Origin of the sequence: Campylobacter troglodytis, assembly GCF_006864425.1 — a bacterium.
Classification (GTDB): Bacteria; Campylobacterota; Campylobacteria; order Campylobacterales; family Campylobacteraceae; genus Campylobacter_D; species Campylobacter_D troglodytis.
On sequence record NZ_QHLI01000045.1, the window covers coordinates 1 to 23,558 of the forward strand.

A 23,558-nucleotide genomic window follows, 5' to 3' on the forward strand; every position below is an offset into this window, starting at 1 on the left:
GTAGTTACAAGAGGCGTAGCAAAAAATTCACAGTTTCCATTGATATGCTTGTGTCCATTTGCAAACTCATATCTTCCTTTATCCTATAACTAGCCTTTGCTACTTCTAATACGCAGTTGCAAGAGCACGAAGTAAAAAATACTTTAAAATTTCTTAAATTAGAACTGAGAAATGTGGGAATTAAATAGACTCAAGACAACTTAAGCTCAAATAAAAAAGCTTTAAGTTATGATTACAGCGATAAAAAACAAGTATATCAATTGTTTCAAAATTTCAGAGGCTAAGTTTAAAGAAATTGTACAGTATGTTTGCCTTGATATTAAAGCCACAAAACTTGCAAAATTAAGCAACAATTCTTGCCAAAGCATCAATAAAATAATCAAAAATATTAGAATTTTAATCTCTAAAGAATGTGAAAAAATTTCAAAAAAGGCGAGATTGAAATAAATGAGAGTTATTTTTACAACGCTAGGCTTGCAACTGCGTAGTAGAAGATGCAAAGCGTGTGCGAGCTAAGCGTGGACATGGGGCTAAACAGCAGTGTTTTTACTTCGTGCTCTTGCAACTGCGTAGTAGAAGGTTTACTAAAACGAAATGGGTAAGTTTATACTTAGCTTGTAAAAGCTTGCTTGGATAAGAAGCTCTTTTCTGTGGGATTTAAGCGATATAAGCAAGACGAAATTTTAGTGCTTGGCTATTTATGATGGTTTGGTTGATTTTTTACAATGCTAGGCTTGCAACTGCGTAGTAGAAGATGCAAAGTTATAGAGTGAGACACAGAGAAAATGAGTTTGCAAAAGGCACAAATCATATAAATGGCATTGATAATTTCTGAGGCTTTGCATAGATTAAGCAAGTTTAAAGGAATCAGAAATTTTATACTACATTTAAAAGAAACAAAATTAATGCGAAAATTTTGAGACAAATTTCTCATCAAATTTTATTAAAGTTGATAATACAAAATCTGCTTAAGTTGTCTTGAGCCTTAAACATATACTTGTTTTTCATCTAATTTTCTATACTGTAAAATGATATTGTATTAAATTAAAATTACTTGTGCTAAATTCAAACTTTAAATGCCACAAAAATGAAGTTTAAATTCCAAGCTAAGCAAGTGTAGATTGAAAGCTAAAGCATTTTAAGCCAAAATATTTTATGCCCTATTAAATCTTGTGCCGATCTTTTAGGCTATATTTGTCCAAACAGCTTGCACATCATCATCATCTTCAAGCTTATCAAGCAATTTTTCAATGTCGTTTATTTGCTCCTCGCTAAATTCCTTTGGTTCGTTGGGGACATATTCAAGCCCAGCTTTTTTTAGCCTTAAATTCTTACTCAAAATCGCATCGCTTAATTCCTTAAAAGCACTGTAATCCCCACTTATAATCAACTCATCCTCAGTTTGTTCTAAATTTTCAAGCCCAAAGTCTATGAGATCAAGCTCTAAGTCCTCCAAATTCCCCTCAAATTTCTCTAAATAAAACACACTCTTTCTAGAAAACAAAAAACTCAAAGCCCCATTTTGTAGCACCTCTCCTCCATTTTTAGCAAAAATGGCTTTGACATTTGCCACCGTGCGTGTGGGGTTGTCGCTCATACATTCAGTGATGATGAGTACGCCGTGCATAGCCTTGCCCTCGTAATGAAGGTGTTTTATGTCCGCACTGTCCTTGCCCTGAGCTCGCTTAATGGCAGCTTCTATGTTGTCCTTTGGCATATTACTAGCCTTTGCAGTAGCGATGGCACTTCTAAGCTTGGCATTCATATCAGGATCAGCCCCTCCCTCCTTGGCTGCTACCTGTATAGCCCTTGCTAATTTTGGAAAAAGCTTACTCATCTTATCCCAGCGAGCCTCCTTGCTAGCTCTGCGGTATTCAAATGCTCGTCCCATAGTTTTCTCCTTCTTGTAATGGCTTATCTTTTTTGCTTCGTGCTACGCATTTGCAACCCATTGGGCCGGCTTTTTTTGTGAAGTGTTTCACAAACTTCGTGTGGATGAACTGTTTTATCCTACACTCGTTTGCTTACGCAATCACTTATGTTTGTAGTTGCAAGATGCGAAGCAAAGAATAGCTTTAAAATCTTGTCATTTTATTCAAAAATTTGCAATTTGACATTTTATGTAGCTCAAAACGCTTTCGTGCAAATTTACATATTTCGTTTTCAGTAATCCGCACATACAACGCCTTATCCATTTCATTTCAAATTCTTACAATTTCACATTTCTTGTCGCTCAAAAATTCACACTTTGTGTGAATTTCCGTTATCCGTTTTCAGTCATCTGTATTTTGTATCGCCTTGTCAAATTCATAGCAAAACGCACTTTGTGTGTAAAATTCACAGCAAACAATAAAACCATAGTAAAAATTCACACTTTGCCTAAATTTAACTTAACATTTGGCATTTTTCAAAGCAAAAATTCAAGCTCTTGCTTTGAATTTTACGTTTCACTACATAAACCCCCACCCAACGGGTTGCAAGCCTTGCGAAGCAAAACCCCCTCCGCACGGCAGGGGGCTTTCAAACCATTATATTAGTTTTGTGTAAAAATTCACGGATTTTTAAAACAATTGATAAAATTCCATTTTTTTAAACGCCAAAACAAAAGCGTTTCCACGCACGAAGTATTTTGTATGAGAAAATGATTTTTGCGGACGAAGACTAGACCTAATAGTCTGTCAAGTTCGCAAAAATCATTTTATCGCCAAAAGACAAGTGCGAGTTTAGCTTAAATTAAAGCAAATTCAAAACAAGAAAAGCCAAAAATTCATATTTGTTGAAACAAAGCAAATAAGGCGAAGTATCTTGAGCCCAATTCGTGGGTTGCGTAGGAAAAATTTTGTAAGACTAGGCATATAGCCTGTCGAGCCAAATTTTTTCAAAACTCCCCAAAAAGCGCCCGCAAGAATTCGCCGCTATTTTACATTAAAAAGCCAAGCCGCTACTACTCTAAGACAGCCTGCGTTTCCACCGTCTTATAACTTTCTATATAATCTCCCACTCTCATATCCGCACAGCCTTCTATGCCAACTCCGCATTCATAGCCCTTTGCCACCTCTTTGACATCATCTTTAAACCGTTTAAGTGAGCTTACATTGCCCTCAAAGATTACAACGCCCTCTCTTATGAGCCTAATTTTTGCGCCCCTATTGATAAGCCCCTCGCTTACCATACAGCCAGCAATTTGCCCAATTTTTGGCACCGTAATCACCTGACGAATTTCAGCTTGTCCAAGCTGCTCCTCGCTGATGATAGGACTCATAAGCCCACCTAGCAAGGCTTTGACCTCATCGATGAGATTATAAATGACATTGTAGGTTTTTATCTCAACCCCTCTTTCCTTTGCCCTTTCTTTTATCTCCCCTGTTGGACGTATGTTAAAGCCTAGGACTATGGAGTTTTCACTCGCACTTGCTAGCTCAATATCACTTTGTGTGATGCCTCCAACGGCTGCGTGAATTAAATCAACCTTAATCTCGTCATTTTTTAGCTTTTCAAGGCTAGATTTTAAAGCCTCTAAGGAGCCTTGCACATCGGCTTTTAAGATGAGCGGAAGGGATTTTAGATTGCCCTCTTTAATCTTTGCTCCAAGTTCGTCAATGCTTACCTTTGTGGATTTGCTTAATTCTTTTTGGCGGTTATGCTCATAGCGTTTGGCGGCGTATTCTCTTGCTTCTTTATCATTTTGCACGGCTATTAGCACCTCTCCAGCATCAGATACCTCGCTAAGCCCTACTATGACGCCACATTCTCCGGGCTTTATCTCTTTTAAAGCCTTGCCTGTGTCATCGCTTAAAGCCCTTACCTTGCCGTGTGCTACGCCTGCTACTATGGTATCGCCTACCCTTAATGTGCCATTTTGCACTATGACGGTAGCTACCGCACCTCGCCCCTTTTGCACAGAACTTTCAATCACACTTGCCTTTGCCCTTGCCTTCTCATCGGCTCTTAAATCCAAAATATCCGCTTGCAAAAGCACAATTTCAAGCAAATCATCAATGCCGGTGCCCTTTTTTGCTGAAATTTGCACGAATTCATAGCTACCGCCCCAATCCACAGGGGTTATGTCAAGCTCGGCAAGCTGAGTTTTTACCATATCGACATTTGCACCCTCTTTGTCTATTTTGTTTATGGCTATGATGATGGGGACATTTGCACTTTTGGCGTGATTTATGGCTTCTTTGGTTTGTGGCTTTACGCCGTCATCTGCTGCTACAACGATGATGACTATGTCTGTTATGCTAGCTCCACGTGCGCGCATAGCCGTGAAAGCCTCGTGTCCGGGAGTATCAATAAAGGTAATTTTGCGCGAGTTTTTTTCTACCATATAAGCGCCCACGTGCTGGGTGATGCCACCTGCTTCGGCGTTTGCAATGCGCGATTTCCTTATATAATCAAGCAGCGAGGTCTTGCCGTGATCTACGTGTCCCATTATGGTAATCACAGGTGCGCGGGGGCTTAAATCCTCGCTCTTTTGGCTACTTTCATACTCTTTGACATAGTCAAATTCAAGCCCCTCGTCAATGATTTGCACCTCAATGCCAAACTCAGCCGCTAAAATCTCAATGGCATCCTCGTCCAAAAAGTCATTTTTTGTCGTCATAAGCCCCAACATAAAGAGCTTTGAGATAAGCTCGCTTGTGTTTTTGCCTATTTTATCGGCAAATTCATAGAGGCGAATTTCCTTTGGAATCTGCACGGCTTTAATCTCAGCAAGTTCTTTTTTCTCAACGCGTTTTGGGGGCTTTTTGCGGCTTCTTCTGCCTATGCCACCCTCTGTGAATTGATTAAAGCTTTGTCTTAAAACGGCGGGTTGCTTTTTTTGCGTAAATTCAGGCTTTGGCTGAGAGATGACAGTTTCGCTAAAATCAGGCAAAACCACCACATCCTCATCATAATCCGTGCTTAAAGTTCCAAAATCCCCACCACCTAATAAGTCTATCTTTGTCGCACTATCCTTCTTGGCAACAGGCTTTTGCTTTGCCTTTTTAGGCTTTTTGTCTAAATTTTGAGCACTTGAAAACATATCCTTTAAGTCTATGCGTTCATTTAGCCTTGAAAGGGGGCTTTTTTCTTTGTGAGTTTGAGCCTTTTCATCTCTTTTTTTCTTAACTATAACCAGCCCTCGTCTTTTGGCTAGGCTTGTATCAATAGGCTCTTGGACGGGCTTTTCTTCTTTTATGATGGGCTCTTCTTTTTTTGGCTCTTTATTAACTATTTTTTTGGCTTCTTTTGGTTTTTCCTTGCTTGTTTTTTTAACAGCGACTTCTTTTAGCTTGTCTTTAAAGAACTCTGGTATTGTATTTGTTTGTATGTACTCATAAATGCCTGCTGCTTCTTCTTCTGTTACAGAGCTATTTGCCACCTTGACATTAAGACCCAGCTCCTTTGCCTTTTTGATGACCTCGCTGTTAGAAAAGCCTGTCTCAGCGGCTATGTCCATAATTTTAACCTTCGCCATTAAAAATCTCCCTTAAATTCGGCTCTATTTTACCTTTATTGATCTTAGAAAATGCCCTTATTAGCTTTTTTTCATCGCTTTTGGTGCAATTTTTACAAATATAAAAGCTTCTTCCCTTGCCTGTGAATTTAATGATTTGTGAGTTTTTGATTTGCAAACGAATGAGGCTTTTTTGTTCTGCTTTTATGCGACAAAGAACGCACATACGACTGTGAATTATACCCTTTTTTTCATCAAAATTCAGCAAATTTCAAAGCCTTTGTTGTCAAATTCCATAATTTTTATCTTAAAATCCTTAAATTCATTTTGTAATTTTTGCGCCAAGGTTTTAGCCTCGTTTTTATAAATGATATTTAAAAATGAGCTTCCAGAGCCTGATAAAACGCTCATTAAGGCTCCCTTTTCAAGGGCTAATTTTTGCACCTTAAAAAGAGCTGGCAAATTTTTCATCCTAGTGTTTTGATGAAGCGTGTCAATACTAGCAAGCCTTAATAAATCATATCTTTTTTGCAAAAAACAAGCCGTAAGAAAAGACGAGTGGGCTAGGTTGAAAACCGCGTCTTTGAAATGCACGGATTTTGGCAGATTTGCGCGGGATTTTTTCGTGCTTATGTGAGCGTTTGGAATCACCATAACCGCCCTTAAATCGTTATCTATCTCAGATTTTATGCTAAAAACCTGCGAGCTTTCAACCACACTGCACACAAAGCCTCCAAGTGTTGCTGGGGCTATGTTATCAGGGTGTTTTTCGTAGGGAAGGGCTGAATTTAAGATACCTTGCTTGTCAAAGTCCTTACCAGCCATAGCATAAGCAGCTACCACAGCACCTACTACCACAGCCGATGAGCTGCCAAGTCCCCTTGAAAGTGGGATTTGGTTGTTAAATTCAAAGCGAAAGGACGATTTCTCGCCTGTTAAGCCAAGATAAAGCTCATCAAAAAGGCGTAAAAAGGGATTGTTTCTTTTTAAATATATATTATCCTCGCCCTCGCCTTTTATCTTAACGCTTGAAATCCTAGCCTTTTTAATCTGCACCTCGTTGTGTAAATTTAAGCTTAGCCCTAAGCAGTCAAAGCCCGGTCCTAAATTTGCACTTGTTGCTGGGATTTTGATCTTCAAATTTTTCCTTTTAAATAAATCATCATTGTGAGCGGTTTTCATAAAACACGCAAAAATCACAAAAACCTATCATTGCGAGAAAATCCGTTAGGATTTTCGTGGTAATTAATAGCTTAAAAAGTCGTTGTTTTTGCCATTTTGTGTTAATTAAATTCACACATTTCTCAAAATAGCCCACGCTAATAGCAAACAAAGTGTGGATTGCCGCGCTTATTTTTGTCTTGCTCACAATGACAGCGTAGAGTGAATTTTTTAAATTTAGCCTGAATTTAGCCTTTAAAATGACTTTTACACAGCATCCAAAAAATAAAAAGGCTCGTTTTTTTTGCTTAAATTCAGCCCTTTAAGAGAGCTTGGCAAAAAAAATTCACCAGCACATGCTTTTTTTAAAACAATCTCGCCATTTTCATAAACAAAACATAAATCATTATTTGCTTTAATTGGCTTATAATCATTCAGCTCAAAGGCACTTACAGCAAAAAGCGGCACATCAAGTACTATGCTTAAGGTTTTAAGGCTTAAATAGCTAATTTTTATGCCCATATATGAGCCCGGTCCATTTGCATAAATGAGCCTTTCTAGGCTGAATTCAGCCAAAATTTCATTTAAAATCACAGGCAAAAACTCGCTCGCCTTTTCCTTGCTTTCAAAACTTTTTTGCAAGGTATCGTTTTCGTAAAGCCCTACTAGGATAGGATTTGCAAGGGCATTTAAGAGTAAGCTTATTTTTTTTATGCAAAGACCCTTTCATACTCGTGTGCTTTTTGCCTTTCAAGGCTAACAAGATCATAAGCACTTTTATCTTTTAGAATTTCCTTGGTTAAGAGATGATTTAGATGATGAGAGCCTGCATAGGATATATAATCCCCAAATACTCTATATCCTAGCAAGGATAAATCCCCAATGGCATCTAAAATTTTATGCCGCACGAATTCGTCCCTAAAACGCAAACCCTCAGGGTTTAAAACCTTGTTTTCATCCACTACTATGGTATTTTCAAGGCTACCTCCAAGTCCTAGCTTCATTGCACGAAGGGTTTCTACATCCTTTAAAAAGCCAAAGGTTCTTGCCCTTGCGATTTCCTCTATGTAATTTTTCTTGGAAAATTCAAAGTTATAATGCTGTTCGCCTATTAGGGCATTGTCAAATTTAATGGTGTAATTTATGCGAGGTTCTTTTGTGGGAGTAATTCTCACGAATTTATCGCCGTCCCTTACTTCAACAACCTTTTTAATCACAAGTATTTTTTTAGGCTCCTCAAGCTCTCTAATGCCAGCCTCATCAAGCATCATACAAAAGCTAATGCTGCTTCCATCCATCACAGGTGCTTCGTTTCCATTTAAAACTATGCGGATATTATCTATGCCATAGGCATTTATGGCACTCATTAAATGCTCGATTGTGGAAATATAGGCTTTGTCATTGCCTATAACTGTTGCAAGTTTGGTATTTATGACATTTGAAGGCTCAGCCTTAAAGCTCACATTCAAATCACTTCTGTAAAACACCACGCCACTGTTTGCTTCAAGTGGCTCTAAACAAAGCTCTATAGGCTCGCCCTTATGAAGCCCTATACCAACCCCTTTGACAGTCCTTGCTACTGTGATCTGCCTCATTATTTCCTCCTTAAAATTATATCCTTGCCCTCAGCTAGGATATAATTTATATTATTATTTAGCCAGTTTGTATCTTGAAACTGCTCAGGACGAACTTCAACGCCTTGAATCAAAATGCCAAAATGCAAGTGATCCCCCAAGGCAAGTCCGCTAACTCCTGTCTTAGCTATAACATCACCTTTTTTAACCTCATCTCCTTGGGCTACAAATTTTGAAGAGCAATGCCCATAAAGGCTGTAAAGTCCAAGTCCGTGATCTATGATGATATTTATACCATAAATGCCATTTTCCTCGGCAAAAACTACCTTGCCATCAAGGCTTGCAAATATATCATCCCTAGCAACACTAGCAAGATCAATTCCTAAATGATAAGAATCGCTTAAAAAATCATCATTATATGAATAAAATCTATGATCAGCAAAGTCAGCCACCTTCATAGCATTTTTTAGTGGCACAAATCTTGTTATATTAAGATCATCAAGGTTTTTTGGGCTAAGTGCAAGGGTATTTTTATAAATCAGCTCCTCATTTTGAATTCTCAATGTTTCATTTACAAATTTAAAGCTATCAAGCTTGTTGTAATTTTCATCAGGGGCATACTGCTTTGCTAGATCTGCTATTTTGCCCTCTAAGAAGCTATCCTTTAAGGCTATGTTTGAGTTGCGATATGTGCGGTTTTTAACATAATAGCGAATTCTTTCCTTGCTAAGATTTTTAGCCTTATCACTAGCTACCACATAGGCTATGAAGTCCTTTTCTACAGCACTCCAAGCAAGTATGCTAGCATAATAACCCTCCTTTACAAAGGGCAAGACCTTGAATTTTTCGCCCTTGTTGTTTTCCACATAGACCTCTTGTAAGTTCTCATCCCTTGCCTCAAAGACCACAGCGGCTGCTCCTCCTTGTTCTATTTGATAAGAATGAGTTAGTATATTTACAGTGGGTTTTTTTGTATCGCTTATTATGGAAACTGTTTTAACTGTTTTATTTCCCATAAAAAAATTCCAAAGGCTATGATCCTTTGTTTCTATTTTTAAACTATATGAATCGCCATTTTTGATGATCTTAGGCAAGGAAAGCTGTAATACAAATTCATTTTTAATCCCTAAGCCTTCGTCATAAAGCACTGTGTTTTGTCCATTTGTGCCATTTTGAAGAGTGATCCTTGCATAGCTTAAACCCAAGCCTTCATCAGTAATCCTTAAGGCAAGAGGACTTTCAAAATTTGTGTATATGGTATCTTCTACATAAATGATAGGAGCCTTTCTTTCAAAAAGATCAAAATACAAAACCAAGATGATAGCAAAGAAAACAAGCAAGATAACAAGCAAATTTTTAAGCTTTTTTTTCCCTCTCATAAAGTGTAACCTTAAAATTTTCTTTGAAAATTATAGCCTTGTTTTGTAAATGTTAAAAGGACATAGAGGGCAAAATTTAGCTTTTTTAATTAAAATTAAAGAGTATTTTTGTTAGAATTAAGGCTTAAAATTTGATACACAAGGACAAAAATGTCAAAAAAAATATCTTTTCAAACAGCACTCATTCACGCAGGAAAGACAACAGATCCTCGCACAGGTGCGGTAAATGTACCTATCTATCAGACCTCAACCTACAAGCAAATAGCCCTTGGCAAGCACTTAGGCTATGAGTACTCACGCACGAAAAATCCAACAAGAGACGGCATAGAAAGCCTAATAGCCGAGCTTGAAGGCGGCAAATTTGGCTTTGCCTATGCTTCTGGTATGGCTGCGATTGCAAATGTTTTAAGCCTTTTTAAAAGCGGAGATGAAATTATCATCTTAGCTCAGGTTTATGGGGGGACATTTAGGCTACTTGATAAGGTTTTTACGAATTTTAATATAACTTATAAGATTTTTGAGGGCGAAAACTATGAGGATTTAGAAAGTATCATAAGCAAAAAAACAAAGGCTATCTTGTTTGAAACCCCTTCAAATCCCCTTTTAACTGTGGTTAGCATAGAACAAATTGCTAAAATCGCAAAGAAAAAAGGCATTTTAAGCATAATTGATAATACCTTTATGACCCCATATTTACAGCGTCCCATTGAGCTTGGCATTGATATAGTGGTGCATTCAGCGACTAAATACATAGGAGGACACAGCGATGTCATCGGTGGGCTGGTTGTTACAAACGATGAAATTTTAGGCGAAAGGCTTGGCTTTTTACAAAACTCAATAGGAGCAGTGCTTGCTCCCTTTGATAGCTTTTTGCTTATAAGAGGGCTTAAAACTCTGGCTTTAAGAATGCAAAGGCATAGCGAAAATGCCTTGCAAATTGCCGAGTTTTTAAAGGCTCACCCAGGCGTTTCAAGGGTGCATTATCCAAGCTTGAAAAAAAGCAAGTATTATGAAACACAAAAGGCACAGGCAAAAAGTGGGGGCGGGATGGTTAGCTTTGAGCTAAAAAAGGGCTTAAATCACAAAAAATTCTTTGAAAGCACTGAGATTATTACCTTGGCTGAGAGTTTAGGAGGGGTTGAGAGCTTGCTTTGCCATCCTGCTTCTATGACACACGCTTCCATTCCTGCTAGGATTAGAAAGAGTTTGGGCATAAGCGATGAGCTAATTCGCATCTCTGTTGGCATAGAGGACGCAAAAGACTTGATAAAAGATTTAGAACAAGCCATTTTAAGGTCCTCAAAGTGATATATGAAAGCATAGCAGGGTTTGTTGGAAACACAGCCCTTTTAAGGCTTGGCAAAATAGGCATTGCAAATGGCAACGCCCTTTATGCAAAATGTGAATTTCAAAACCCAGCAGGAGGCGTAAAAGACAGGGTAGCCTTTTATGCCCTAAAAGAGCTTAAAAAACAAGGAAAGATAAACTCAAATACCACAGTTATATCAGCAACAGCAGGAAATATGGGACTAGCCCTTGCTCTTGCTGGAATAGAGCTTGATTTAAGGCTAATTTTACTCGTGGCTGAGAAATTTTCACCTGAAAAACAAGCCCTAATGAGGGCTTTGGGAGCAAAAATCGTGCTTACTCCCAAAAAAGAGGGCATTGATGGGAGCATAAAAAGGGCAAAGGATTTGGTAGAAAGCACTCCAAATGCTTATTATTTTGATCAATTTGACAATGAATTTAACCCAAAGGCACATTATGAAAGCACGGCAAAAGAAATTTATGAGGATTTGGGGGGCAAGATTGATTTTTTCGTGTGTGGGGCTGGAAGTGGGGGCTCTTTTAGTGGAATTTCACGGTTTTTAAAGGAAAAAAATCCCTCTATCAAGTGTGTGTTGTGCGATCCCATAGGCTCGATTATAGGTGGGGGTGAGTGCAAGGAAGCAAATATCGAGGGCATAGGAAATAGCTTTGTGCCAAAGACTATGGATACTTCTTTAATTGATGAGGTGATTAAGATAGGCGATGAGGAGGCTTTTGAAGGTGTGAGGCTTTTGGCGAAAAAAGAGGGGGTTTTGGCTGGGATTTCCTCTGGTGCTTGTTTGATGGCTTCTTTAAATTTGGCTAAAAGTGTGGAAAATAAAAACATAGTAACCCTTTTTGCAGATAGTTTGGATAGGTATTTTCAAAAGATAGAGCAGTTTAAGATTTTGGGTTAATCTCATTTTAAGCATCTTTAAATTCAAGCACTGAGTGAATTTTAAACACTCTTAATTTAAACCCTTGATGAGTGCTTTTAAAATTCAAGCCTTTTTGCTGAATTTGAGGGCGAAATTTAGCTTTTTTAACTTTTAAAATTAAAAAGCGAAATTCACAAATTGCATTTTGCTGAATTTCAAAGTAAAAATTCAGCCTTTTTTGAATTTTTTTAAAACCCAAAATTCAAAAATTGCTTTTTGCAAGGCTGAATTTCAAACACAACTTTTTAAAGCCCATTTTTAAATTCAAAGCCCTTTTAAAAAGCCTTTAAAATACCTTTAAACACCCTTTAAAAGCCCTTAAAACACACTCTCATCCCCCAGCTCAAAGCGGTTTTTTTGGAAATTTTTAAGCATTTGCATTAAATCATCCTCATCGTCATTTGTCTTTAAATTTTTTAGAATTTCACGCAAAAGGCTTTGAAATTGAGCCTGAGATAAACTTTTTTGAAGTTTTAGGGCATTTTTATCAAGTAGGCTCAAAAGCTGTTTTTTAAGCGACATAGCGGTGTTTAAGCCCCTAGTTCTATTAAAAAAGCCAAGGCTTAGTTTAGACAAAGATAGCAAGAACTCGCCCTCATTTTCAAGCCTTTTAAGCCTACTTGCATACTCAAAAAGCTCTCTTATCAAGCTACTTTCCACTCCAAGTCCTTGCAAGATGGCATTTAGGCTTTCTTTATCCTTGAAAAAACTCTCATCGCAAAGCTCTAAAAAAAGTGGCTGAAAGCTTGGATTTTCGCACAAAAAAAGCAGGATTTGAAGCTCGGCTAAGTCGGCATTTTGCCTTGAATTTGCCTTGAAAGTCGGCATAAAATTTTGAATTTTAGCCCCCTTTTTCGCACTAAGCGTAACTAGCTTTTCATCTACGCCCAAAAGCTGAGCCACAAGGCTTTCATAGCCTTGAGCCACGATAGGCTCAAGGTTGAAGGTATATCTTTGAATGGCTTCAAGGGCTCTTTGCTTATCAAGAGGACTTTGCAAGGAAATGCCACTAAGTAGCCCCCTTATGTAAAACTCTCCAAGCTCAATGCCCTTATCTATGGCATTATAAAGCAGCTTTGCTTGCCCACTTGCTACTAAATCGGCTGCGTCCTTGCCGCCTTGCAAACTTGCCACCTTGCCAGGGATTTTGTGCGTGCTTAGCAAAAATGCCGAACGCATAGCCGCGTTAAAGCCTGCTGTGTCGCTATCAAAGCATAAAATAACCCTTGTTTCATAGCGTTTAATTAAGGGCAAGTGATTTTGCGTCAAAGCCGTGCCAAGCACTGCTACTGCGTTATTTAGCCCTGCTTTGTGAAAGGCTATTGCGTCCATATAGCCCTCGCAAACTATCATCTCACCTTGCTTTGCTATGCTTTCCTTTGCTAAGTTAAGGGCGTAAAAGACCCGGGATTTATCAAAAATTCTACACTGAGGGGAATTTACATATTTTGCCTTGTTTTCAGCGTCTAAAGTGCGTCCGCCAAAGCCTATTAAAGCTCCCTTGTAGTCGTAGATGGGAAAGCTTATGCGGTTTATAAAACTTGCATAATAGCCCTTTTGCTCGCTACTAAATTTCACAGCCCCACACTCAAGGGCATTTTTAAAATCTATTTTTTCGTTTTTTAAAAGCCTTAAACTCTCATCTGAACTTGGTGCAAAGCCTAGCTCAAATTTTCTTATGTCCTCATCGCTTAAAGCCCTATTATACAGGTAATGCAAGGCGTTTTGGTGTTTGCTTAAATTTTGCTTATAAAAGGCATTTAAAAGGGGTAAAATCTCATAAATTTCACGGCTTGCCACACTTTTTGAGCCTGTGTAGCTTAAAGTAAAATTACAAAGGCTAGCCACCCTCTCCACAGCCTCGCCAAAGCCTATGCGTTCGAACTCTTGGACGAATTTAAATACATCGCCTCCCGCCTTACAAGCAAAGCAGTGATAAAAGCCCTTTATGGCGTTTATACTCATACTTGGATTTTTATCGGCGTGAAAGGGGCAAAGGCACACAAACGCCGAGCCGCTCTTTTTTACCTCGACATAATGCTCGATGACGCTTACTATGTCAGCCCTTTGCCTTAAATCCTCTATGCTTTTTGCTTCTATTATCACGCTTTACACCTTATGAAAGTAGCATAATATCCACTAGCTCGCCTTCTATTATACTTAAACGCTCTTTTGGAACTAGCATTATGCTTTGTGATTTAAATTGCCTATAATGGCACTACTTTTTGTCCCTTAAATTCACGCAAAGCTTATAATTTAAAAGGCATTTTTAATGTTTTTTATAAATCTTAGCTTTAAAGAATCATAAATTCACAGCCTTACTTACAAAAATAATTGAATTTTTTAAGTCATTTTTAATTTAGCTTAAAAAAACTAGGCATTTTCAAAAAGCCTTAAATTCATTTTCTAGCCTTAAAAATTCAAAGACAAATTTACTGTCTTTTAAGAGCCTAAAAATTACACATTATACTTGAATTTGACTTAAAACTTTATAGCGGCTTTGAATTTTAGTGTTAAAATTTAAGAAAGGATTGTCCTTTTAAGTATTTAAAATAAGCATTTAAAAAAGAGTCTTGGTCAAGGTAAAATTTAAAAAGGCTTGTTTTGTAAATGATAAAATTCAAAAGCAAAGGTTTAAGCATTTTATGCCTTTAAGATAAAAGGCTTTGGTTCTTTTTTCAAAAAAGTGTTGATTTGTCATTCTTAGCCTACTAGCGAAGAATTTATTAAATTCAAGGTATTTCTACATCAATTCGTGGATTCTTGACTTCGCTTGGAATAACAAAACTATGCTTGTTACATTGAGATGTAGCCGAAATATCTCTTTTTTTGAGATACTTCGCACAAAGCCTCAGTATGACAAATGGGGGCTTGAGATACTTAACTACGCTTAGAATGGCAAATACTGTATTCATCTAACGATCAATAGTTGTTTAAAATAAAGCTAAGGCTTTTCAAAAATGCCTTTACAAAAATTCTTTTGTGAATTTTAATTTTGCGCTATTTTAGCTCTTCATATTCAATGCTGTTTGTATCAAGCTATCACTTGTTGTAATGCTTTTTGCACTTGCATCATAAGCCTTTTGCATAACTATTAGATCGGTAAGTTGCACACTTAGATCAGCATTTGAGCTTTCAAGCTTGTTTCTAACAAATTTAGCCGTATAAACAAATTGCCCTTGGTTGTTGAAAAGAAAAGAAGCAGGTCCGCTCTTTGAGGTTTGTGCGAAATTATTTGAACCAACAGAGCTTAGTCCTTGCTCGTTTATGAAATTATAAAGGGCAAGCTTTGCTACTATGGCTGTGCGTCCGTTGTCAAACTGTGCGATTAAGGATCCATCCTCGTGGATTAGGTATTTTGAAAAAAAGCCCTCAGCAAAGCCATCTCCTGTAGAGCTTATATTATCTGCCCTATCTGTCAAGCTTACATAGATCCCATCCCAGCCAGGACCCAATCTATTTGTGGAGGGTTCATTTGTTGGAGTGCCAAAATTTATGGCTATTTCGCCTCCGTTTGGATTGGGGATGCTAGTTAGAGAATTTGAGGTTAAGGCTCCAAATTGATTAAAGGTGATTAGCCCTGTGGACTGCCCTCCTTGCAAATTTCCAAGTGTATCATAAACTCCGGCTACTACATCATAAACAAAGTCCTCGCCCTCAGCCCTTTGTCTTGGCATTAGGGTATATCTAAGCACACTTACACTTCCATCTGCATTATATACCCTTATGCCGAAATTCTTGTTTGCATAATTTTCCCTTGTTCCAACAAGGCTAAGCCCTGAGACAGTTGCATTGTTTAGATCAAGTCCTGTTTGTGTGCTTGTAAGCTCACTAGAAAAGCTAAGATCCTCATTTAAGGTAACCTCTTGCCTAAAACTTCTCCCTTGTGAAACAAGCACCACAGTTACCTTATCTCCTGGCTTTGCTTCAACTGTATTACCATTTATATCTGTGATATTATTCACAGCTCCATTTAAGGTTGCTGTGCTGGCATTTTTAGTTAGTGTTGGTAAATTTTGAGTAAGCTCTGTGCCATTTTTTAGGGTGATCTTGCTAATTACAGCACTGTTCATATCTAAGTTACTATCCCCTAAGTCTTGCACTGTTATATTGCTTGAAAAATTCAGGTTTTGATCTAAATTCAATACCCTTTCAAGGCTGTTTCCGTTTTCATCCTCTAAGAGCACTGTGATCTCATCATTTGCATTTGCGTCTGCTATGTTTCCTTCAAAGCTAAGCTCTGTGGTATTTGTGGTTCTTAAAGAAGCATTTATGGGGCTTAGGTTGTAATTTCTCACAGTTACATCAGGCACAACGCTTATGGTGCCTCTAAAAGTAGCCTGGGTTGTTACCTCAGGGAAATAATATAGATTCTTTGGCACAAAAAGCGAGGTTTGAGTGGTGCTTGTGCCTATGTCAAAATTTTGCATTGGATTATTTATGGTCCATCCCTCACTCACAGGGGTTCCTAAAACCCTTCCCATAGCCTCAGAAACCCTTTGACTGTAAGCTGTTGGGGTGAAATTTGGATTCATAGTGCCTAAGACGAAATTTCCATAAGCATCTACTAGGTTATTTGCCCCATCTCTTACAAAGGCTCCGTTTCTTGTATAAAAGGCTTGATTATTTGCTCCTAAAAGCCCAAAAAAGCCTCTGCCGTGAAGGGCTACATCAAATTCACCCTCTCCCTCTATGAAAGAGCCTTGCTCGAAGGTTATCTTGCTTGCACTAGGCTGAGAGCCTACTCCTGCTTGGGTTGGATTTGTGCCCTGAGAGCTAACTCTTTTATAAAATATATCTGCAAATTCAGCCTGAGAGTACTTAAAGCCCGGGGTGTTGATATTTGCTATGTTGTGCGAGGTTATATCTATGCCAAAGCCTTGAGTTTTAACCCCAAGCACACCGCTATAAAATGAAGCATTCATTCTTATTTCCTTTTAGCTTATCTCGCTTAGCTTGTTAAATTCATACTCTGTTCCAGCTACCTTAACATAGGTCTTTCCGTCTTTAAAGCGAACAGCTTCAATGGGATACTTGCCAAATTCAGCATTTGAGGTATTTCCTTCTATGTCTGTGTAGCTTGTTCTAATGGTGTAATTTCCAGCACCCACAAAGGCATTATCATCATTTCTTAGATCCCAAGCTATGCTGTTTAAGCCCTCTTGTAAGCTTTCTTTTTCAAGCTTGAAGGTTTTAACCACTCTTTCTTGAGCTGAGCTTTTATCTATGACTTGAAAGGTAGCTCCTTCTTTTGTTTCTTTTGGTAAATAGATCTTAATGCTCATATTTTGAGAGCCTGAATTATCGCTTTCATTTACCTTGATATAATTTTCTCCCAAGGTAGCCATTCTACCTATGGCATTAACGGCTGACATATTGCTGTTTGAAACCATAGCTTCTGAGAGCTGATTCATAGTCTCAACCATCTTTGACATAGTTTCATTTGTGTTTTGCTGCATTTCAAGGGCTGCAAGTTGGGAGGTTTGAGTTAGCATCTTATCGCTATCCATAGGATCAGTTGGATCTTGGTGTTGTAATTCTACTAGCAAGAGCTTTAAGAAGGCATCCTTATCAAGTACGGCATTGTTTTTAGACGAAGTAGTTAAATTATTACTTGAATTTGTCGTACTACTTGTAGTATTTGTCGTGCTACTTGCTGTGCTACTTGTAGTGCTTGTCGTTGCGTTTAGTAATTCTGTAAGTGCCATTGTGTCTCCTTTTGTGAATTTAAAGCAAGTTTTGTTCCAAGCTTAAAAATACCTAGCCAAAACAAGCTCCAAGCTGCTGTTGGGATTTAAATTTTCAAGCTCATCTTGAAGATCAAAATTAGCAAATTTTTTGTTTTGTTGTTGTCTTTCCTTTTTGCTTTGATCGCTAAAATTCATTTCAAGCCCTGTAAAGCCCATATTAACAAGGGAGTTTTTAAATTCAGCCTGATTTTGAATGAATAAATTCATAGTGTTGGTGTTTGAATTAAAGCTTATATGTAAATTACTTCCCCTTTGAATGAGAGTTACTTCCACCTCGCCTAAATTTGAAGGATTTAAGGTTAGATTAAAGCGAGTAAGAGGGGGCTTGTAACTAGCGATTTGTTCTTTTAGATCATAAGAAAACTGAGTGAGGGTTTCTTTTACTGTGATCCCAGATTTTAATTCATTCTTAGAAAGCTGACTTAGATCTTTAATCATACTATTAAGCTCATTTGTATCCTCTTTTGTGCTTTTAGTAGGAGCAAAATCCAACTTGACATCTTCTACGCTAGAAGCCTTTTCATTTAAATTTATCTTTTCTTCCTTGTTTGCTGTTTTAGTAGGCAAAGCTTCAACACTCTTCGTTTCCACACTTACTTGATTTATAGGGCTTACTTCTTTGCTTGTTTCTAATTTTAAGCTTGAATTTTCATTCTTAGGATCAATTTTAGGCTCTTGGTTTAAGGGCTTGGCTTCTTTGCTTTCTTGTATTATTGGCTTGGTTTGATCATTTTGTGGCAACTGTGTTTTTGTTTCTTTAATCTGACTTGGTTTGTCATTTGCTGAAACTTTAATCTCAGTTTTAATGCCCTCTTCTGTCTTTGCTTTTTCTTTAAATTCACTTAATTTTTCCTTAACTTCACTAGCTTCTTTTTGTGAATTTTTTAATTCCTTAGAGCCTAAGGCCTCATTTTTATGTACAGCCACAGTTTGCACAACTACTTTTTCTGGCTCTTTTTGAGGAGCGTGGATGTTTATGACTTTTGGCTCTTGTTTGCTTTCTTTAAGAGGCTCTTCGTTTTTAATGTTCCTTGGCTTTTCATCTTTTTGTTCTAAATTTAAAAGAGCTTTTTCCTTCATAGGCTCTTTTAAGGGCTCTGCTTGTTTTTGCTCGGTTTTAATTAAGGGCTCTTCTTTTGTTTCATTTTCAAATTTGTTGGCATTAAGGGCTAGATCCTTATTTGTAAGTTCTTTTAAAGCCTTTGAGATGACAGTGTCAGCTTCTTTGTTTAAAGCCTTTGTTTGAGTTTGCTCCTCTTTTATGGGGGTTTGTACCTTTAAAAGAGGCTCTTCTTTTGTTTCATTTTCAAATTTGCTGACATTAAGGGCTAGATCCTTGCTTGTAAGCTCTTTTAAAGCCTTTGAGATTAGGGTGTCGCTTTCTTTGTGCTTTGTTTCATTTTTTATGCCACTTTCTTTTATGATCTGAGCGATTTTGGTATTTACAAGTTCTTTAAAGACAGATTCTAGCTTGGTGTTAAAAAAATTTGCCTTGTTTAAATTTGGAAACATATCCTTTAAGCCATCAAAATGATCTATTTTGATCTTTGAAATTTGTAAATTTAAATCCTTAGCCACAGTTAAAAGCTCGTTTAAATTCTTTGACTGTTTTAAAAGATCAAGCTTGTTTTGAGTTTGCAAAAATTGCTGAGTTAGGCTTGAAAGCTGAGAAAGCTTGACATCTGCATTTTTAATCTGCAAATTTTCTAAAACCCCTAAAACCTCCATAAAGCTTAGGGTTTCAAAGATAGAGCCTTGCTTTTCTTGATCAAGCTCACCAAACAAATGAGTCTTTTCTATCTTAAACATAAGCTCTTCGACAATCTCCTTTTCGCTTACCTGTAATCTTTGTGGCAAAAACTCATTTGGATCATCAATGGCCTCAAGCAAGGAGGCTAAAAAGCTATGTGGCTCGTTTGAATTTGCCTCTTCTTGCTTTTCACCTATAACTTGTGTTTTTTGTGAGTTTAATTTTGCTGTCTTAGAGTCTGATTTCGGAGCTAGATCTAAGACAGTATTTTGAGAGCTAAGATCTGACATTTTTTCACCTTATAAAAAATCCTTCTTTGCTAGGATAGGAAAATCCTTTCTTAACTGCTCTATGCAGTGAATTTTAAGCATTTTATGATCAAGATCAAAGCTTTCTATAATCCCCAAAAGCTCATCTAAATTCTTAGACCTTTTCACCCTTTCAAACTTCTTTTCATCATTAAAGATCTCAGTAAGTTCTGGTGAAATTCTAGCCATCTTCCCCTTTGCTCTTGTTTTTAGGCTTTCTAGCAGGGCTAAAACCTGCATTAGCATCTCGCTTTTTTTGTTGATAACACCTGTATCAAGCTCTATTAAGGCTTGCTCTGGATTTACCTTTGACATATTCTCTCCTTCAAATCAAATTTGCATTTATAAAGCAAGATCTGTTCCAAGTTTTATAAAGCCTTTTAAAAACTCACAGTGTTAAAACTAAATTTAAGATCTTTGTGTATAATATGCCTTTTTAAAAAATACGGAGAAAAACCTTGCAAGATCTAAGAAACATAGCCGTCATAGCCCACGTGGATCACGGCAAAACCACCCTTGTAGATGAGCTTTTAAAGCAATCAGGCACATTTAATGAGCGCGAGCAAATCGCTGAGCGCGTGATGGATAGCAACGACATTGAAAAAGAACGCGGTATCACCATACTTTCAAAGAACACAGCCATAAATTACAAGGGCACAAAGATAAATATCATCGACACGCCCGGACACGCGGACTTTGGCGGAGAGGTTGAGCGGGTGCTTAAAATGGTAGATGGCGTGCTTTTGCTTGTGGATGCACAAGAAGGCGTAATGCCACAAACCAAATTTGTGGTGAAAAAAGCCCTTACACTAGGACTTCGTCCCATACTCATCATCAACAAAATCGACAAGCAAGCAGCTGAGCCTGACAGGGTTGTAAATGAAATTTTTGATTTATTTGTGGCTTTGGGTGCAAATGACGAGCAGCTAGACTTTGCTGTGGTGTATGCTGCGGCAAAAAATGGCTATGCAAAGCTTGATTTAAACGATGAAAACAAGGATATGAAGCCCTTGTTTGAGACTATTTTAGAGCGTGTGCCAAAGCCAAGTGGCAGCGTGGATAATCCCTTGCAGCTGCAAGTTTTCACCCTAGGCTATGATAATTTTGTTGGCAAAATCGGCATTGCGCGAATTTTTAACGGCAAGGTGAGAAAAAATGAAACCGTAACGCTTGCCAAGGCTGATGGCAGTAAGGTAAATGGGCGAATTTCAAAGCTCATAGGCTTTATGGGGCTTGAAAAAACGGACATTGAGGAAGCCTTTGTGGGCGATATAGTGGCTATTGCAGGCTTTGACGCCTTAGATGTGGGTGATAGCATAGTAGATAGCACTAATCCTATGCCCCTAGACCCCTTACACATAGAAGAGCCTACTTTAAGCATAGTTTTTAGCGTAAATGATGGACCCCTTGCTGGCACCGAGGGCAAGAGTGTTACTTCAAACAAAATCGCTGAGCGCCTTGAAAATGAGATGAAAACGAACATTGCGATGAAATTTGAGCAAAACGGCGAGGGTAAATTCAAGGTAAGTGGGCGTGGAGAATTGCAAATTACCATTTTGGCTGAAAATATGCGTAGGGAGGGCTTTGAGTTTTGTATGGGACGTCCTGAGGTCATAGTCAAAAATGAAAATGGTGTGAAAACCGAGCCTTTTGAGCATTTAGTCATCGATGTGCCTGATGAATTTAGCGGTGCGGTCATAGAAAAGCTAGGAAAACGCAAGGCTGAGATGAAGAATATGTCGCCCACAGGGGATGGGCAAACTAGATTAGAGTTTGAAATCCCCGCTCGTTCTCTCATAGGCTTTCGTTCGCAGTTTTTAACGGACACAAAGGGCGAGGGGGTTATGAATCATAGCTTTTTGGAATTTCGTCCCTTTTCAGGTGCTGTTGAAAGACGGGGAAATGGTGCTTTGATTAGTATGGAAAACGGCGTTGCTTTGGGCTACTCGCTTTTTAATCTGCAAGATAGGGGGGCTTTGTTTATAGAGCCTCAGACAAAGGTTTATGTGGGTATGATTATAGGCGAGCATAGCCGTCCAAATGATTTGGATGTAAATCCTATCAAGGGCAAAAATCTTACAAATGTTCGTGCAAGTGGCTCTGATGATGCCATAAAGCTAGTGCCACCACGCAAACTAAGCTTAGAAAGGGCTTTGGAGTGGATAGAAGAGGACGAATTAGTAGAGGTTACGCCAAAAAGTGTGAGGGTGAGAAAACGTTACTTGGATCCTACGCACAGAAAGAGAATGGAAAGAACAAAGGGCTGAGTTTATTTGGCATAAATTATGGCGATTTTATGAGCACTTTTTTAATTAAAGTTTGCAAAATGAGAGCTGATCTTGCTTGAATTTAAAAAAAAATTCATAAGGCAAATTCGTCATTTCAAATTACAGAGTATAGCTTACAGATAATAGAATGTGGATTTATGCCAAAGAAGCTATGCAAAACAAACAAGCTTATTATCAGTGTTGCGTTTTTTATTTGCAGAAGATAGATTATGGATTTTTAGCCTTGTAGCTTTTATTTTGTTGAAATTTCGCATTCTGTAATCTAAACGTCTTGTGAATTTTGAGCCTAGAAAAGAAGTTAAATGGATGATTTAATGGTATTGCAGCAACAAAGATCAAAGATCTTTAAAAGCCTTGATCTGTTAAGATTACTAGCCTTTTTAGAAGCCTTTATAGTTTTTTTCCTAGCCTTTGTGGCAAGTGAGGATCTTATAATAGCCCTTGCTGTAAGCATCTTTGTGGGGGTATTTTTTTACCGCTTTTTATCAAAAAAGCTATTATTAAGGCAAAAAAACATAGAAAATAGGCTTTTAAAGCTCTTTTTAAAGCAAAATAAGGCTAAATTCAAACAAGGCTTAGAGGCCAAGTTTTTACAAGAGCTTATCCCTTCTTGTGCTAGTATAAAAACTGCAAATATCTTTGAATTTAAAGACTTTATTTTATGCGATCTAAGCTTTAAAAATCTCAGTGGCAAGAGTTTTGTAGGGCTTATGCTTGTGCTTAAAGATGATGATTTAACTGGCTTAACTTCGACTAAAAATTCACAATTAGATATAAATTCAGCCTTAGATCAAGAAAAAGCCTTTGATCCTAATAAAGCTAGGACGCAGACTTTAAAGCCTAAATTCAAAGAAAAATTATCAAGCATAGATGAAGATGAGCTTTTTGAAAGGCTTGAAGGTGCCGAGTTTAGCACTAAGAGACTGTTTATAAAGAAGAATATCGCCCTCATAGCTAGCTTGAAAAATCCCTTTTTCATAGACAAAAAACTAAGCTTAAAAAAGAATTTAGAGCAAATGAATGCAAATTTAGCTAAAATTCAAGCCCTCATTGCTTAAAATTAGCTCAAGATCTTTTAATTTTATACAAGATTGTTTTAAAGTATAAAGAATAAAATGAAAAACAAGCATATGATACATTTTTAAATTGTTTCAAAAGAAATTTAAGGAATTACGAAGTATTTTTTGCTTCGTGCTACTCGTCTTATCCCTTTTCAACAAGCCTTGATTTAGAGGCAAAAATCGCCAAAATTTGCAAAATTTTTTGTGTTTTTGTTAATAAAATTGTGCGAAAAATTCGCATTTTAATCACAAAAGAGTGTGAAAAAGCTCTAAAATGAGCGGTTGAAGCTGATGAAGGGTATTTTTTACAACGCTTCGCTCGTAACTGAAAGCAGAAGGAGCAAGGCGTGTTCGTGGTAAGCTTGGGGCTGAGCTGGTCGTAAAACACTTGTATTTTTACTTCGTGTTACGCAACTTGCAACTGTGTAGTAGAAGTTTGCAAAGTTTGATTTGGCTAAATTTATAAAAAAGAAAGGCGATTGATACTTTTAGCTAAAATTACATAGGATTTTTCCTAATCAATTTTAACAAAATTTTATACAAATTTTCATTTTTAACTTTAACATTATATCTAAATTCAGTTTCCTTTAAGTGCAAATAG

General features: G+C 37.6%; 17 protein-coding genes and 2 pseudogenes. 5 read left to right on the forward strand and 14 right to left on the reverse strand.

Annotation, left to right across the window (positions count from 1 at the left end; translation table 11 throughout):
* The first annotated feature begins 228 nt into the window (after window positions 1–228).
* Window positions 229–982, forward strand: a pseudogene (locus DMC01_RS16685) (IS1595 family transposase).
* A 201-nt stretch (window positions 983–1,183) separates the two neighbouring features.
* On the opposite strand, the gene DMC01_RS09195 reads toward DMC01_RS16685, so the two are convergent.
* From DMC01_RS09195 to DMC01_RS09225, 7 genes are all read right to left on the reverse strand, one after another.
* Window positions 1,184–1,891, reverse strand: a complete 708-nt coding sequence (locus DMC01_RS09195) for a YebC/PmpR family DNA-binding transcriptional regulator (RefSeq protein WP_142693937.1) — start codon at window positions 1,889–1,891, stop codon at window positions 1,184–1,186.
* Window positions 1,892–2,944: 1,053 nt separating this feature from the next.
* The gene (gene infB / locus DMC01_RS09200) at window positions 2,945–5,461 is read right to left on the reverse strand and encodes a translation initiation factor IF-2 (protein ID WP_142693938.1); all 2,517 of its coding nucleotides are present in this window, start codon (window positions 5,459–5,461) and stop codon (window positions 2,945–2,947) included.
* Entirely contained in the window at window positions 5,448–5,708 is a 261-nt protein-coding gene (locus tag DMC01_RS09205; protein WP_246059160.1) for a DUF448 domain-containing protein, read from the reverse strand. Before DMC01_RS09205 ends, infB begins: the two co-directional genes overlap by 14 nt.
* Window positions 5,702–6,580, reverse strand: a complete 879-nt coding sequence (gene thrB / locus DMC01_RS09210; RefSeq protein ID WP_142693939.1) for a homoserine kinase — start codon at window positions 6,578–6,580, stop codon at window positions 5,702–5,704. Before thrB ends, DMC01_RS09205 begins: the two co-directional genes overlap by 7 nt.
* A gap of 288 nt (window positions 6,581–6,868) precedes the next feature.
* The gene (locus tag DMC01_RS09215; protein ID WP_427846115.1) at window positions 6,869–7,273 is read right to left on the reverse strand and encodes a tRNA threonylcarbamoyladenosine biosynthesis protein TsaB; all 405 of its coding nucleotides are present in this window, start codon (window positions 7,271–7,273) and stop codon (window positions 6,869–6,871) included.
* Window positions 7,274–7,311: 38 nt separating this feature from the next.
* A complete protein-coding gene (gene lpxC / locus DMC01_RS09220; RefSeq protein ID WP_142693941.1) occupies window positions 7,312–8,196 on the reverse strand; it encodes a UDP-3-O-acyl-N-acetylglucosamine deacetylase in 885 nt (294 codons plus the stop codon).
* Window positions 8,196–9,554 carry a M23 family metallopeptidase gene (locus tag DMC01_RS09225; protein WP_142693942.1) on the reverse strand — a complete coding sequence of 453 codons (1,359 nt, stop codon included), beginning with the start codon at window positions 9,552–9,554 and terminating at the stop codon, window positions 8,196–8,198. The genes lpxC and DMC01_RS09225 overlap by 1 nt, the downstream gene beginning before the upstream one ends.
* Window positions 9,555–9,716: 162 nt before the next feature.
* Here DMC01_RS09225 and DMC01_RS09230 point away from each other — a divergent pair, with 162 nt between their 5' ends.
* Complete coding sequence (locus DMC01_RS09230) at window positions 9,717–10,862, forward strand: trans-sulfuration enzyme family protein (protein WP_282432295.1); 1,146 nt, start codon at window positions 9,717–9,719, stop codon at window positions 10,860–10,862.
* Window positions 10,859–11,779, forward strand: coding sequence for a PLP-dependent cysteine synthase family protein (locus DMC01_RS09235; RefSeq protein ID WP_142693944.1), 921 nt, complete (start codon window positions 10,859–10,861; stop codon window positions 11,777–11,779). The genes DMC01_RS09230 and DMC01_RS09235 overlap by 4 nt, the downstream gene beginning before the upstream one ends.
* A gap of 7 nt (window positions 11,780–11,786) precedes the next feature.
* On the opposite strand, the gene DMC01_RS09240 is transcribed toward DMC01_RS09235, so the two are convergent.
* The 6 genes from DMC01_RS09240 to DMC01_RS09265 all read right to left on the reverse strand — a co-directional run bounded on the left by DMC01_RS09240 (window position 11,787) and on the right by DMC01_RS09265 (window position 19,923).
* Complete coding sequence (locus DMC01_RS09240) at window positions 11,787–11,999, reverse strand: hypothetical protein (protein WP_142693945.1); 213 nt, start codon at window positions 11,997–11,999, stop codon at window positions 11,787–11,789.
* A 119-nt stretch (window positions 12,000–12,118) separates the two neighbouring features.
* Window positions 12,119–13,903: a DNA primase gene (dnaG, locus tag DMC01_RS09245; RefSeq protein WP_427846116.1), complete on the reverse strand. Its 1,785-nt coding sequence runs from the start codon at window positions 13,901–13,903 to the stop codon at window positions 12,119–12,121.
* A 902-nt stretch (window positions 13,904–14,805) separates the two neighbouring features.
* On the reverse strand, window positions 14,806–16,725 hold the full coding sequence (locus DMC01_RS09250; RefSeq protein WP_142693947.1) for a flagellar hook-basal body complex protein: 1,920 nt from the start codon (window positions 16,723–16,725) through the stop codon (window positions 14,806–14,808).
* 12 nt (window positions 16,726–16,737) lie between these two features.
* The gene (locus DMC01_RS09255) at window positions 16,738–17,508 is read right to left on the reverse strand and encodes a flagellar basal body rod modification protein (RefSeq protein ID WP_142693948.1); all 771 of its coding nucleotides are present in this window, start codon (window positions 17,506–17,508) and stop codon (window positions 16,738–16,740) included.
* Between the two features lie 42 nt (window positions 17,509–17,550).
* Window positions 17,551–19,590 carry a flagellar hook-length control protein FliK gene (fliK, locus tag DMC01_RS09260; RefSeq protein WP_142693949.1) on the reverse strand — a complete coding sequence of 680 codons (2,040 nt, stop codon included), beginning with the start codon at window positions 19,588–19,590 and terminating at the stop codon, window positions 17,551–17,553.
* Between the two features lie 9 nt (window positions 19,591–19,599).
* On the reverse strand, window positions 19,600–19,923 hold the full coding sequence (locus DMC01_RS09265) for a hypothetical protein (protein ID WP_142693950.1): 324 nt from the start codon (window positions 19,921–19,923) through the stop codon (window positions 19,600–19,602).
* 143 nt (window positions 19,924–20,066) lie between these two features.
* Here DMC01_RS09265 and typA point away from each other — a divergent pair, with 143 nt between their 5' ends.
* Entirely contained in the window at window positions 20,067–21,875 is a 1,809-nt protein-coding gene (gene typA, locus DMC01_RS09270) for a translational GTPase TypA (RefSeq protein WP_142693951.1), read from the forward strand.
* A 323-nt stretch (window positions 21,876–22,198) separates the two neighbouring features.
* The gene (locus DMC01_RS09275) at window positions 22,199–22,954 is read left to right on the forward strand and encodes a hypothetical protein (protein WP_142693952.1); all 756 of its coding nucleotides are present in this window, start codon (window positions 22,199–22,201) and stop codon (window positions 22,952–22,954) included.
* Window positions 22,955–23,455: 501 nt separating this feature from the next.
* Here DMC01_RS09275 and DMC01_RS09280 read toward each other — a convergent pair.
* Window positions 23,456–23,558 (reverse strand): annotated as a pseudogene (locus DMC01_RS09280) (IS1595 family transposase); the annotation flags it as partial.

What these genes read in the sequence shown, in the direction of transcription:
- DMC01_RS09195 (WP_142693937.1), bottom strand. Translation starts at nt 1,891, where the DNA reads ATGGGACGAGCATTTGAATACCGCAGAGCTAGCAAGGAGGCTCGCTGG.
- infB (WP_142693938.1), bottom strand. Translation starts at nt 5,461, where the DNA reads ATGGCGAAGGTTAAAATTATGGACATAGCCGCTGAGACAGGCTTTTCT.
- lpxC (WP_142693941.1), bottom strand. Translation starts at nt 8,196, where the DNA reads ATGAGGCAGATCACAGTAGCAAGGACTGTCAAAGGGGTTGGTATAGGG.
- DMC01_RS09225 (WP_142693942.1), bottom strand. Translation starts at nt 9,554, where the DNA reads ATGAGAGGGAAAAAAAAGCTTAAAAATTTGCTTGTTATCTTGCTTGTT.
- DMC01_RS09250 (WP_142693947.1), bottom strand. Translation starts at nt 16,725, where the DNA reads ATGAATGCTTCATTTTATAGCGGTGTGCTTGGGGTTAAAACTCAAGGC.
- DMC01_RS09255 (WP_142693948.1), bottom strand. Translation starts at nt 17,508, where the DNA reads ATGGCACTTACAGAATTACTAAACGCAACGACAAGCACTACAAGTAGC.
- fliK (WP_142693949.1), bottom strand. Translation starts at nt 19,590, where the DNA reads ATGTCAGATCTTAGCTCTCAAAATACTGTCTTAGATCTAGCTCCGAAA.
- DMC01_RS09265 (WP_142693950.1), bottom strand. Translation starts at nt 19,923, where the DNA reads ATGTCAAAGGTAAATCCAGAGCAAGCCTTAATAGAGCTTGATACAGGT.
- DMC01_RS09275 (WP_142693952.1), top strand. Translation starts at nt 22,199, where the DNA reads ATGGATGATTTAATGGTATTGCAGCAACAAAGATCAAAGATCTTTAAA.